Genomic DNA, 11,676 nt, shown 5'->3' on the forward strand with positions numbered 1-11,676 from the left:
AGCACGTCATCTTAATTGTTCTCAATAGATAAGACGAAAGGGGTCGCCAATTACACCCAATATGCTAGCCAAAACGAAAAGGGCGAGCTCCAAAGCCCGCCCTTCCCTTGATCCCTACTGCGCCGCCGCCTCGGCCTCTTCATGGTCCGCCAGGAAGCCACCGGACTGGCGGTTCCAGAGGTCGGCGTAGATGCCGCCGGACTGAACGAGATCGTGATGCGTTCCTGTCTCGATGATGTGGCCCTTGTCGAGCACGATCAGGCGATCCATCTCGGTCAGTGTCGACAGACGGTGGGCGATCGCGATCACCGTCTTGCCCTGCATCAGCGCGAAGAGATTTTCCTGGATCGCCGCTTCCACTTCGGAATCGAGCGCCGAGGTTGCCTCGTCCAGCACCAGGATCGGCGCGTCCTTCAGGAAGACGCGAGCGATCGCGATGCGCTGCCGCTGGCCGCCGGAGAGCTTGACGCCGCGCTCGCCGACCTGCGCGTCGAGGCCCTTACGGCCTTGCATATCGACCAGCCCTTCGACGAACTCCCAGGCATTGGCGCGCTTGGTCGCCTGGATGATGTCGGCGTCGGTCGCCTCCGGATGACCATAGGCGATGTTGTCGCGGATCGAACGGTGCAGCAGCGACGTATCCTGCGTCACCACGCCGATCAGCGAGCGCAGGCTGTCCTGCGTCACCTTGGAAATATCCTGGCCGTCGATGGTGATGCGCCCGCTTTCGAGATCGTAGAACCGAAGCAGCAGGTTCATCAGCGTCGTCTTGCCGGCGCCGGAGCGACCGACAAGGCCGACCTTCTCGCCGGCACGGATATCGAAGGTCAGGTTGTCGATGACGCCCTTGGCCTTGCCATAGTGGAAGCGGACGTGATCGAAGTGGATCGCACCCTGTTTGGCAGAGATCGCCGGAGCCGCCGGCACATCGACGATATCGTGCGGCTTCGTCAGCATCTCGATGCCGTCATAGATCGTGCCGATATTCTCGAACAATGCCGAGACTTCCCACATGATCCATTGCGACATGCCGTTGACGCGCATCGCAAGGCCGATGGCGATGGCGATGGCGCCGATCGAGATCGAGCCGCTGAGCCAGAACCAGATCGACAGTGCCGAGACGACGAAGAGCGCCACGCAATTGTTGACGTAAACCGCGATGTAGAACAGCGTCACCTTACGCATTTGTCCGTGGACGGTCTGCAGGAAGCCATCCATGCCGGCCTTGGCATAGCTCTCCTCACGACCCGCATGCGAAAACAGCTTCACGGTTGCGATATTCGTATAGCTGTCGACCACCCGGCCCGTCATCGTCGAGCGCGCATCGGCCTGGGCGGCGGCGATCTTGCGCAGCCGCGGCACGAAATAGCCGACGATGGCGATGTAGGCCGCCAGCCAAGCCAGGATCGGCAACATCAGCCGCCAGTCCGCCACCGCGATGACCAGGATCATCGACAGGAAATAGGTGACGACATAAACGAAGACATCGAGGATCTTGATGACCGCTTCGCGCACGGCAAGCGAGGTCTGCATCACCTTGGTGGCGACGCGTCCCGCAAACTCGTTGGCGAAGAAGGTCATGCTGTGGCGCAGCAGGAAGCGATGCATCTGCCAGCGGGCAATCATCGGATAGTTGCCGAGCAGGACCTGATGCATGATGACGGAATGAATGACGGCAGCCAGCGGCAGGCCGACCACCACCATGGCGCCCATCCAGAACAGCTTTTTCCATTCCATCTGCAGGAACGTCGCCCGGTCGGCATGCGACAGCCAATCGACGATATTGCCGAGGAACTGGAACAGCGCGACTTCGCCGGCAGCAATCAACATGGCGAGAAAAGCCATGGCGAGCAGCCAGGGTGCTGCCGGCTTGGTATAGTGCCAGCAAAAGGCAAACAGCCCGCGCGGCGGAACGTCCGGCACTTCGCTCGGAAAGGGATTTAGTCGCTGTTCGAACCAGCCAAACATGAAATATGCTCCAAAGACTCGACCCTTTGGCCACGGCTGCTGAATCTCAAAGGATCACAGGCTGACATGGTGGCCGGGTGATAAAAGAACGAGGCCCTATCAGCCGCGTATCGAATCGAAAAAAGGGGGAACTCGCGAAAGTGCGCTTTATAGCGCCTGAATCACAGCCATGGTCGAATGGCCAGGAGGCGCATCATCACGAACGATATATTCATCTAAGCCTCCCTGTGTCGCAAGTTGTAGAGCGGCTCCCTTTTACCGTGCATTTTTAGCTTTGAAAAGCGGAATATGCCTAAAAACGCGCCGGAATCTTCAATTTTGCTGATGGACGTCATCACAAAATCAGAGCCATTCGACGAATACCCAAAGACAAATTCGAGCGTTTTCGGTAGTTGCAAACCATGACTTCGCTGCACATCGCCCTCTACCAGCCCGATATTCCCGGCAACACCGGCACGATCCTTCGGCTCGCCGCTTGCCTCGGCCTTGGCGTCGATATCATCGAGCCCGCCGGCTTCGACATTTCGGACCGCAACCTCAAGCGCGCCGGCATGGATTACCTCTCAGCCGTTGCGCTGACACGGCATGTCAATTGGGAGCGCTTCGAGAGCTGGCGCGCGGCAACCGGGAGGCGGCTGGTGCTCGCCTCCACCAAGGCGGCCGAGCGCTACACGGATTTCGCTTTCCGGGAAGACGATATCCTGCTCTTCGGCCGCGAGAGCGCCGGCGTGCCTGATCACGTCCATGAAACGGCCGATGGCCGGATCCTCATCCCCATGCTCGAAGGCCAGCGCTCCATCAATCTGGCCATGTCCGTCGCAATGATATCGGGTGAGGCTTTGCGACAGACGACGTGGTCGTGAATTGCCGTTGGCATGCTGAATGAAGTGTGAGAAGCTTTCCATCGGAATGCTCTAACTTACGGCAGCCTTGGCGAGGTGACCCATGTTCCAGACGGCATTCACCCTCACTCTTACGCAGTTCGCACGCACCCTTAGCCTGCCCGAACGGCTGCAACGCTCGCCGATGCGCAATCTCGCCCTGGAAGCCCTTCGCCAGCGCAACACGACGCTCGATGCACTGTTCTACGACATCAAGGTCATCACTCCCGACGAAGCTTTCTACATCAGCGACTCCCTGGCCGCCGAAGGCACGATCATGATCGTTCCGCCAAGCGGCAGCGGCGCGATCATTCTCTGCGAAACGCTCGAAGAGTTCGCGCTGCGCGGCGGCCGTGAGGTGCAAGCGCTGGCGGTTGCCGGCATCGGCGGCTCAGCTCTTGGCGCAGCGGCCTTTGCCCGCAATGTTGCCGATGCGATCGGTGCACCGGCCGCGGTCGTCGTTTCCGGCTATGGCCTCGCCGATGTCATCACCGAGACGCTTGGCGGACATTTCTTCTTCGGCCATCTCAAGGGCCTGCGCCCCGTCCTTGAAATACTGGACGACTTTGCCGGACGGCCGAAATTCGGCGCCGCCGGCGCGAGCAGCAACGAGACGACCTCGCGCACCAGCCTGGACACTCGCACCGTGCGCGCGCTTCTCGCCGATCCACGCTTCTCCTTCCGCCTGCTCGTCAGCCACTCCAAGGGCAATCTGGTGCTCTCGGCAGCCCTTCACGACCTCAACAGGCAGGATGAGGCCCGAGTTACGAAACTAGCTGAGAGCACGAAGATCGTCACCATCGGCACCCGCATCGCCATGCCGCCGATCTTTTCCGACGTCATCGACGTCATCGGCGAATGGGACTGGTTCGGCGAAATGAATTCCCGGCCGTTCATCTCCACTGATCGTCGCATTCCGCATGCCGGGCACCACACCAATACGGATTTGCACAGCCATCTGCCGGTGACATCAGTGTTGAAGGAGATCCTGGCCGCCGCGCCGATTGTCGAAAAGGCTCACGCCGCGTCGGCGTTGCATGTCGTGGCAAAACCTGAAGCTCCAATGCGGCCGATGCGGCGCCCCGTACCGATTGAAAAGGTGAAGAAAGCCTTCTCAGACAAGAGTTTGCCCAATATTCCGCCGAAGGAAACCGGCCTTTCCGACGAGGTGCCAGCCCCAAAACCGCACTAAAATCGGGCACTGCGCAAATATTGCCCGGATATGTCGCACATGGTGTTGGAGCATGGCCGCAACCAGCATATAATCCTTAGCCGGCAAGCAAAATGGCCTCGATTCCCTAGGCAAGCAAAGTCACAGAAACTCATGCCTTTTCAGTGGCTTCCGCTCGGGTTTCACCTACCATCAATGGCATCACGGCATGAGAAAGATATAAAAAGACGACATGGAATCCACCGTCGTGATGATCAATCTGTTCGGAGCCGTGGCATTGCTGCTGTTCGGTCTCGCACAGGTAAAGGATGGTGTGTCGCGTGCCTTCGGCGCGAGGCTTAGAACCGGTCTTGCCAGCGGCACTCGCGGCGGCCTTCGCTCCTTCGTCTCCGGCTTCGTCGCAACCGTGGCGCTGCAAAGCTCGACCGCAACCGCGCTGATGATCGCCTCCTTCGTCGAGCGCGATCTCGTCCTGCCCAGCATGGCCCAGATCGTGCTGCTCGGCGCCAATGTCGGCACTGCGGTGACGGCATGGATCGTCGCGACCGGCATCGAGTGGCTGTCGCCGCTGATCATCCTCATCGGCATAGTGCTCTACCGCCGCTCGGCCACCACCCAGCAGGGCGCTGGCACAGCCCTGATCGGCATAGGCCTGATGCTGCTGTCGCTGCAGCTCCTGAGCCTCGCCACGGAACCGATGCGGCAGTCTCCGGCGCTCGCCGCCTTTATCGGCCTGCTCGACGGCGCACTGCCGGTGGCGCTGATCTTTTCGGCCGTGCTTGCCTTCGTCTCCTCGTCCAGCCTCGCCGTGGTCGTGCTGATCCTGTCGCTTGCCTCGGCCGGCATCCTATCTCCGGCCCTCACGGTGGTGCTCGTGCTCGGCGCCAATCTCGGCGGTGCGATCCCGCCCGTCATGGCCACTCTCTCCGGCCCCGCCACCGCCCGGCGCGTGACACTCGGCAACCTGATCGTACGCACCATCGGCTGTCTCATCGTCCTGCCCTTTGCAAGCTATATCGGTGCGTGGATGCAGGGCCTGCATTTTTCACCCGCCAAGCTGCCGGTTGACGTGCATCTGCTCTTCAATATCGCCCTTGCCATCTGCGCCTGGCCCTTCTCGTCCTTCCTGTCGAAGACGATGCTGCGGCTGGTACGCGACGATCCGCAGGCCGATGACGGACCGAAGTTCCTCGATCACAACGCGCTCAGCACGCCGGTCGTGGCGCTCGCCAGCGCGACGCGTGAAGTCCTCGGCGTCGGTGATCTTATCGAGCGCATGCTGATCCGCACGGAAAATGCCTTCAACCACAACGACCTGTCGCCGCTGAAGGAGATCGCGTTTCTGGAAAAGCGGGTCGACCGCATCCAGCAGGAGGTGAAGATCTATCTCTCCAAGCTCGGGCGCGAGGGATTGGACGACGAAAATGGCCGCCGCTCGATCGTCATCATCGACTATGCCATCAACCTCGAGCATATCGGCGACATCATCGAAAAAGGCCTGGCCGAACAGGTGGCGAAGAAGATCGGCAAGGGCCTGACCTTCTCGGATGACGGTTATCAGGAGCTGCATAAACTCTTCGGCATGACGATCGACAATCTGCGCATCGCGCAGACCATCTTCGTCACCCGCGATTTCAATCTCGCCCGCCAGCTCATGGAGGTGAAGGTCGATGTCCGCCGGCTGGAGAAGCAATCCTCCGAGCGCCACCTCGAACGCCTGCGCGACGGCCGCGTCGACAGCCTGCAAACCAGCTCGCTGCATCTCGACATGCTGCGCGACCTGAAGCGCATCAACGCCCACATCGTCTCCGTGGCGCATCCCATCCTGGATGAAAGCGGGCTGTTGATCGAGAGCCGGCTGCGGAACACGCAATAGCCGTTTCAAACCGCTGGCGACGACACTCTTACTGTCTTCCGGTCAATCCGCCGATGGCAGGCGCCGCATGGTGAACTCGATGCGGTCGCCATCGACCTGCCGCCAACTCTCGACTTCGGTCCAGTAAGCAGCTTTCGGGAAAGTGTCGAACCATTCGCGCGCCTTGGCGCGGGCTTCCGGACGGCTGAGACAAAAGGTCTCGCGAACGAAATCATTCTTTCTGCCAGCAGGATTTTCCTGCCGGTACTGGAATATTCTCTGTTTCAACCCATCGAAGGGCGGCGGTCCGGGTATCTTCATCATGAAACCTCGCCTTTAACAGGGAACATAATACCGCATTTGACAATTTGCGAGTCGATTCTCCGGTGAGACAAGCGCGCTGGTTCCGCCACGATGTTGCTGATATTCAAGGCGACAAATCGAATCGCGGGCATCGGCCGCCCGCATCCGGAGATGCACATATGGAACGACCGAACCTCCCCAAGGAACTGCCCGAGGACATCGAAGACAAGAAGGAAGCGGCACAAGGCTGGTTCCAGAGCCTGCGCGATGCGCTCTGCGCCGAGTTCGAACAGCTGGAAGACGAGCTTGCAGGCCCCCTTTCCGATCAGACGCCGGGGCGCTTCGTCGCCAAGGACTGGCAGCGGGAGAACGGCGAAGGCGGCGGCGGGCGCATGTCGATGATGGAAGGCCGCGTCTTCGAGAAGGTTGGCATCCACACCTCCACCGTCTACGGCGAATTCTCGCCCGACTTTCGCAGCCAGATCCCAGGCGCCGAAGAAGATCCGCGCTTCTGGGCCTCCGGCCTGTCGCTGATCGCCCACCCGGTCAATCCGAATGTGCCAACCGTGCACATGAACACCCGCATGGTGGTAACGACAAGCCAATGGTTCGGCGGCGGCTGCGATCTGACGCCGATGCTCAACCGGCGCCGCACGCAGGAAGACACCGATAGCGTCCTCTTCCACCGCGCCATGCAGATCGTCTGCGATCGCCACAAGGTGGCGGACTACCAGCGCTACAAGGCATGGTGCGATGAATATTTCTATCTGAAGCACCGCAATGAATCGCGCGGCATCGGCGGCATCTTCTTCGACTGGCTGCATTCCACGGAAGAGGCCGGCGGTTGGGATGCCGATTTCGCCTTCACCCGCGATGTCGGCCGCGCATTCTCCATGGTCTACCCCCGGATCGTGCGCTCGAACTTCAACGAAGCATGGACCGAAGAAGATCGTGACGAACAATTGATCCGTCGCGGGCGCTATGTGGAGTTCAATTTGCTCTATGATCGGGGTACAATCTTTGGGCTGAAGACGGGCGGCAATGTTGAGTCGATCCTATCGTCCTTGCCGCCGGTGGTGCGTTGGCCGTAAGCGCCGACATTAAAACATCAGGAAAACCCTGAAATCGTTCGGAGGAGTACCTAGGTTAGGTAATGCGCGTTTCAATCGGAGGAGATTGTAATGGCAGTACAGAATCAAGTTGCAGAGACTGCGAATGAACAGAAGCTCTTGCGTAGCGTCGACACGCCGGAATTTATAGTTCGGCTGGCTGAGGATATGCGGGTCAGAAGCGGATCGGATCTGCCCCTCTCCTGCTTCATCGAGCAGGTCAGGATGCAGCTCGCCGGCAAATCACAGGGCGAGGTCGCCAGCATGGCGGCGGATCGTTCGGCACGACAAACGCCGGCTCCGAAATATCAATCTTCGGGTTGCTTCAAGGCATGGGCCATGCCGGACTGAGGTCCGGAAAGCATCGTCCGGCAGGGCGGAGGCCTTGCCGGGCGGAGGAAACCTTTCTCCACCTTTCGCGTTCTGACCTTCATGCCCCACGGCATGAAGAAATGACATCGCGTTGAAGTATCAGGAGGCAGATATGCGACTGTTCGAATGTGGTACGCTCGTGCCCGGCTGCGATTGGCACACCCGCTCCAACGACGATGCCGAAGTGGTTCGTCGCGCCGTCGAGCACATGCGTAACGCCCATGGCGAGACGACCATCCGGGAAGGCATGGTCGATAACATCAAGGCACGCATTCGCGACGAAGCGAACGCCGCCTAATCCAAGCCCATGGACATCAGGACTCGATCAATTCCTTCAGCCGGGCGAGCAGAGCCGCCCGGTCCATGGAGAAATTGCCGTCGAGCCATTGCTGTTCGAGCTTGCCAAGGATTTCTCCGACCCGAGGCCCGGCGCTGACGCCAGCGGCCAGCGCATCCGCGCCGCTGACCGGGAAAACCGGCTTCTTCCAGCCTGCCGTCCGCTCCAGCAGCTTGCCCAGCCGGGCCGTGCGCGCCATCTCCTCGAAATCACCTTCCGCCTTGCCCCGCGCAACGGCAAGCGCCAGCTTCAGTCGGGCGACGATGCCGAGCGTATCGTAACGGTAAAGCAAGCGGTCAAAGGCCGCTTCGGAGATATCGTCCTTGATACCGGGCGCATTCGCCCAGCCCTGCAAATAGGCGGCCTCAGCCTTCGACAGTCGCAGCCTTTCGGCAAGCTTTGCCAGCCGCGCGGCATCCGGCGGGACTATAGCCGCTAGCCGCAGCAGGGGATCGGGCGTCCAGCCGAGCGCCTGTTCCGTGGCGATCAGCGCCGGAATGGCGTCGATACCCCATTTCTCGGTTTCCGGCAGCACCTCGGTCAGAATCCCGACCTGCCGCATCCAGAGCAAAGCCCGGCCCGGATCCTTGGCCGCAAGCAGCTTCTTCATCTCCGACCAGACTCGCTCCGCCGACAGCAATGCGATCTTGGAGCGCGCCGCCGCGCAGGCACGCAACCCGTCGGCATCCGGCCGGCCGTTGCCGTAATAGGCGAAGAATCGAAAGAAACGCAGGATACGCAGATGATCTTCGGCGATCCGCGTCGCGGCATCCCCGATGAAACGGATATTACGGCGCTCAAGATCGGCGAGTCCGCCGACCATATCGATGACCTCGCCATTGTCAGAGGCATAGAGCGCGTTGATCGTCAGGTCACGCCGCTCGGCATCCGCCTGCCAGTCATTGCTGAAGGCTACCTGGGCTCGCCGGCCATCCGTCTCAACATCGCGGCGCAAGGTGGTGATCTCAAACGGTTTTCCATCGATGACCAGCGTCACCGTTCCATGCGCTATGCCCGTCGGCACCGCCTTGATACCGGCGGCAGCGGCCCGTTCCATGACTGCCTGCGGCAACAAGGTCGTGGCGATATCGATATCGGCCACCGGCAGCCCCATCAGGCTGTTGCGCACCGCACCGCCGACGACACGCCCCTCGCCGCCATCGGCGTTCAATAGGGACAGCACGCGCTGCAGGGCCTCGTCCTTGAACCAGGTCTCACCGGCAACGGAGGTCATGAATAGAGCCTTTCATAAAGCGTACGGACAATGCCGGCGGTAATGCCCCAGATCATGTGCGATCCATAGGGCATGCGATAGAAGTGGCGCTCGATCCCCTGCCACACCATGCTGTCGGTAACGTGATGGTCTGGGTCCATCAGGAAGGAAAGCGGTACTTCGAAAGCATCTTCCACCTCTGTCGGATTGAGCGCTAGTTCGAAGCCGGGCTTGACCACAGCAAGGATCGGCGTGATGCGAAAGCCGGTCGCCGCCAGATAATAAGGCAACCGGGCCACTGGCTCGATGAAAATATCCGCCAGGCCAATCTCTTCGGCGGCCTCTCGCATCGCCGCCATTTCCGGCGAGGCATCCTCCGGATCGATGGCGCCACCGGGAAAGGCGATCTGGCCGGAATGCTTGCGCAAGGTCGAGGTGCGCAGCGTGAAGATGACCTTGGCGTCCTCGCCATCATCCACCACGGGCACCAGCACCGCAGCATCGCGCAGGTTTAAACCCTCGACCTGCAGGATCGTTTCGGGATTGAGCGCATGGTCGCCATGGTCGCGCCAGGCAAGCTCGACCGGACCGCCGCTCTGATTGAGCGCGCGACGCCGGAATTCACCGGCGGAATAAAGGGGAAATTCGCTCATCGCGTCAGGGCATCCAGTTCGGCAACCGGCATGACGGGAAAGATGGAGGTGCCGGAGCGTATGCAGAAGATCTCTCGCCCGGCAATCTCCACGGTCTCCCCGAGTTCGACGAGATCATACATCACCGCGCGGGTCACCAGCGCTTCCAACCGACCGCGAACATGCAGGTAGGGTTTCAGTTCGTCATTGTCGCCGCGAATGACGAAGCGTATCGGATGCTCTCTGCCCGCCTCGACGACATCGCCGACATTGGTGCGGAATGTCAGCAGCCTTTTGCCGTCCCGTTCGGTCACGCTCATCTCGACCGCAACAAAAGGCGCATCGACAACGCGGATGCCGACCTTTTCCACAGGCGTGACGAGATAGGTCTTCTCATCCGCATCCTTGCGCAGAACCGTGGAAAACAGCCGCACCAGCGGTGCGCGGCCGATCGGCGTGCCCATGTAGAACCAGGTGCCGTCGGCGCGGATTTCCATGTCGATATCGCCGCAAAACGGCGGATTCCATTGGTCGACGGGCGGCAGACCCTTCTTGCGTCCGCCACTATCTCCGGCCGCTCGTGAAATCAGCGCAGCCAGACTTGCCGCATCGCTGGTCGACCTGATTTCTTCGCTTGCCATTGTTCCGTCCCGGTTTGCACTTAGTCCTGAATACAGCCGTTTCTCACGAGATAGTCATTCGAAACGCGCTTGTCAGCTATCTTCATGGCGGTAAGTTGTATTGAGTATGAGGCAAATGTGTAAGTTCTGCGAATCGCGTGTACCGTTTATCAGCCGTTGGAGATGCAAATGGGCATGATCAAATCGACCGAAACGAGCCTCGACGACCAGGCCATGATTGCATCGGCCGAGCGGGCACTGGGCGATATCGCCACCATCCGCGATGAGGTTTCGAAGGTTATCTTCGGCCAGGAAAGCGTCGTCGAAAACACGCTTCTCGCCGTGCTCGCTGGTGGTCATGCCCTGCTTGTCGGCGTCCCGGGCCTTGCCAAGACCAAGCTGGTGACCACGCTCGGCGCCGTTCTCGGTCTTGCCGCCAACCGCGTCCAGTTCACGCCGGACCTGATGCCGTCGGATATTCTCGGCTCCGAAGTCATGGACCAGGATGAAAGCGGTCGCCGCTCCTTCCGTTTCGTCAAGGGCCCGGTCTTCGCTCAATTGCTGATGGCCGACGAGATCAACCGCGCCTCGCCGCGCACGCAATCGGCGCTGCTGCAGTCGATGCAGGAATATCACGTCACCATCGCCGGCCAGCGCTACGACCTGCCGGCGCCGTTCCATGTTCTGGCAACACAGAACCCGCTGGAGCAGGAAGGCACCTATCCGTTGCCGGAAGCGCAGCTCGACCGTTTCCTGCTGCAGGTCGACGTGGACTATCCGGAGCTTGCCGACGAACGCCGGATCCTGCTCGAAACCACCGGCCTCAACGAGGCGACGCCGCATGCGGTCATCGATGCCGAGCGACTGATCGAGATCCAGACGCTGATCCGCCAGATGCCGGTCAGTGACGGCGTTGTCGACGCCATCCTCTCGCTGGTGCGCTCCGCCCGTCCCGGTCAGGGCAATGCCTCGACCGACAAGCACGTCGCCTGGGGTCCCGGCCCGCGCGCTGGCCAGGCGATGATGCTCTGCGCCCGCGCCCGCGCGCTCTATGAAGGCCGGCTTGCGCCTTCGCTCGACGACGTGCATGCGCTGGCCGAGCCGGTGCTCCAACACCGCATGGCGCTGACTTTTTCCGCCCGCGCCGAAGGCATGTCGGTACGGGACGTGATTGCAGGGCTGGTCAAGCAGTCAAGAACGTAACGCGGGATATCG

At 60.7% G+C, this 11,676-nt stretch carries 12 protein-coding genes; 7 read left to right on the forward strand and 5 right to left on the reverse strand.

Annotated features, from left to right (window positions below; all coding sequences use genetic code 11):
• Positions 1-114: 114 nt before the first annotated feature.
• Positions 115-1,968, reverse strand: coding sequence for an ABC transporter ATP-binding protein (locus AB6803_RS08290; RefSeq protein ID WP_371108427.1), 1,854 nt, complete (start codon positions 1,966-1,968; stop codon positions 115-117).
• Between the two features lie 401 nt (positions 1,969-2,369).
• On the opposite strand from AB6803_RS08290, the gene AB6803_RS08295 reads away from it, so the two are divergent.
• From AB6803_RS08295 to AB6803_RS08305, 3 genes are all read left to right on the forward strand, one after another.
• Positions 2,370-2,831, forward strand: coding sequence for a tRNA (cytidine(34)-2'-O)-methyltransferase (locus AB6803_RS08295; RefSeq protein WP_371108428.1), 462 nt, complete (start codon positions 2,370-2,372; stop codon positions 2,829-2,831).
• A gap of 82 nt (positions 2,832-2,913) precedes the next feature.
• Positions 2,914-4,041 (forward strand): hypothetical protein, encoded by a 1,128-nt coding sequence (locus AB6803_RS08300; RefSeq protein WP_371108429.1) that lies wholly within the window; start codon positions 2,914-2,916, stop codon positions 4,039-4,041.
• A gap of 211 nt (positions 4,042-4,252) precedes the next feature.
• A complete protein-coding gene (locus tag AB6803_RS08305) occupies positions 4,253-5,896 on the forward strand; it encodes a Na/Pi cotransporter family protein (protein ID WP_371108430.1) in 1,644 nt (547 codons plus the stop codon).
• A gap of 42 nt (positions 5,897-5,938) precedes the next feature.
• Here AB6803_RS08305 and AB6803_RS08310 read toward each other — a convergent pair whose 3' ends face one another.
• Positions 5,939-6,199 carry a hypothetical protein gene (locus AB6803_RS08310; protein WP_371108431.1) on the reverse strand — a complete coding sequence of 87 codons (261 nt, stop codon included), beginning with the start codon at positions 6,197-6,199 and terminating at the stop codon, positions 5,939-5,941.
• 158 nt (positions 6,200-6,357) lie between these two features.
• Here AB6803_RS08310 and hemF point away from each other — a divergent pair, with 158 nt between their 5' ends.
• The 3 genes from hemF to AB6803_RS08325 all read left to right on the forward strand — a co-directional run bounded on the left by hemF (position 6,358) and on the right by AB6803_RS08325 (position 7,957).
• Positions 6,358-7,269 carry an oxygen-dependent coproporphyrinogen oxidase gene (hemF, locus tag AB6803_RS08315; RefSeq protein ID WP_371108432.1) on the forward strand — a complete coding sequence of 304 codons (912 nt, stop codon included), beginning with the start codon at positions 6,358-6,360 and terminating at the stop codon, positions 7,267-7,269.
• 90 nt (positions 7,270-7,359) lie between these two features.
• Positions 7,360-7,638 carry a hypothetical protein gene (locus AB6803_RS08320; RefSeq protein ID WP_371108433.1) on the forward strand — a complete coding sequence of 93 codons (279 nt, stop codon included), beginning with the start codon at positions 7,360-7,362 and terminating at the stop codon, positions 7,636-7,638.
• Between the two features lie 133 nt (positions 7,639-7,771).
• Positions 7,772-7,957, forward strand: coding sequence for a DUF1059 domain-containing protein (locus tag AB6803_RS08325; protein WP_371108434.1), 186 nt, complete (start codon positions 7,772-7,774; stop codon positions 7,955-7,957).
• Positions 7,958-7,973: 16 nt separating this feature from the next.
• Here AB6803_RS08325 and AB6803_RS08330 read toward each other — a convergent pair whose 3' ends face one another.
• The 3 genes from AB6803_RS08330 to AB6803_RS08340 are packed head-to-tail and all read right to left on the reverse strand — an operon-like array spanning position 7,974 to position 10,482.
• Positions 7,974-9,230 carry a CCA tRNA nucleotidyltransferase gene (locus AB6803_RS08330; protein WP_371108435.1) on the reverse strand — a complete coding sequence of 419 codons (1,257 nt, stop codon included), beginning with the start codon at positions 9,228-9,230 and terminating at the stop codon, positions 7,974-7,976.
• Complete coding sequence (locus tag AB6803_RS08335; RefSeq protein WP_371108436.1) at positions 9,227-9,862, reverse strand: CoA pyrophosphatase; 636 nt, start codon at positions 9,860-9,862, stop codon at positions 9,227-9,229. Before AB6803_RS08335 ends, AB6803_RS08330 begins: the two co-directional genes overlap by 4 nt.
• Positions 9,859-10,482, reverse strand: coding sequence for a DUF1285 domain-containing protein (locus AB6803_RS08340; protein WP_371108437.1), 624 nt, complete (start codon positions 10,480-10,482; stop codon positions 9,859-9,861). Before AB6803_RS08340 ends, AB6803_RS08335 begins: the two co-directional genes overlap by 4 nt.
• A 168-nt stretch (positions 10,483-10,650) precedes the next feature.
• On the opposite strand from AB6803_RS08340, the gene AB6803_RS08345 reads away from it, so the two are divergent.
• Complete coding sequence (locus tag AB6803_RS08345; RefSeq protein ID WP_007692510.1) at positions 10,651-11,664, forward strand: MoxR family ATPase; 1,014 nt, start codon at positions 10,651-10,653, stop codon at positions 11,662-11,664.
• Positions 11,665-11,676 lie beyond the last annotated feature (12 nt).

The sequence above is a fragment of the Rhizobium sp. RCC_161_2 genome, assembly GCF_041355235.1.
Taxonomy (GTDB): Bacteria; Pseudomonadota; Alphaproteobacteria; order Rhizobiales; family Rhizobiaceae; genus Rhizobium.

What these genes read in the sequence shown, in the direction of transcription:
- AB6803_RS08335 (WP_371108436.1), bottom strand. Translation starts at nt 9,862, where the DNA reads ATGAGCGAATTTCCCCTTTATTCCGCCGGTGAATTCCGGCGTCGCGCG.
- AB6803_RS08305 (WP_371108430.1), top strand. Translation starts at nt 4,253, where the DNA reads ATGGAATCCACCGTCGTGATGATCAATCTGTTCGGAGCCGTGGCATTG.
- AB6803_RS08295 (WP_371108428.1), top strand. Translation starts at nt 2,370, where the DNA reads ATGACTTCGCTGCACATCGCCCTCTACCAGCCCGATATTCCCGGCAAC.
- AB6803_RS08290 (WP_371108427.1), bottom strand. Translation starts at nt 1,968, where the DNA reads ATGTTTGGCTGGTTCGAACAGCGACTAAATCCCTTTCCGAGCGAAGTG.
- AB6803_RS08325 (WP_371108434.1), top strand. Translation starts at nt 7,772, where the DNA reads ATGCGACTGTTCGAATGTGGTACGCTCGTGCCCGGCTGCGATTGGCAC.
- AB6803_RS08320 (WP_371108433.1), top strand. Translation starts at nt 7,360, where the DNA reads ATGGCAGTACAGAATCAAGTTGCAGAGACTGCGAATGAACAGAAGCTC.
- AB6803_RS08300 (WP_371108429.1), top strand. Translation starts at nt 2,914, where the DNA reads ATGTTCCAGACGGCATTCACCCTCACTCTTACGCAGTTCGCACGCACC.
- AB6803_RS08345 (WP_007692510.1), top strand. Translation starts at nt 10,651, where the DNA reads ATGGGCATGATCAAATCGACCGAAACGAGCCTCGACGACCAGGCCATG.
- AB6803_RS08310 (WP_371108431.1), bottom strand. Translation starts at nt 6,199, where the DNA reads ATGATGAAGATACCCGGACCGCCGCCCTTCGATGGGTTGAAACAGAGA.
- AB6803_RS08340 (WP_371108437.1), bottom strand. Translation starts at nt 10,482, where the DNA reads ATGGCAAGCGAAGAAATCAGGTCGACCAGCGATGCGGCAAGTCTGGCT.
- AB6803_RS08330 (WP_371108435.1), bottom strand. Translation starts at nt 9,230, where the DNA reads ATGACCTCCGTTGCCGGTGAGACCTGGTTCAAGGACGAGGCCCTGCAG.
- hemF (WP_371108432.1), top strand. Translation starts at nt 6,358, where the DNA reads ATGGAACGACCGAACCTCCCCAAGGAACTGCCCGAGGACATCGAAGAC.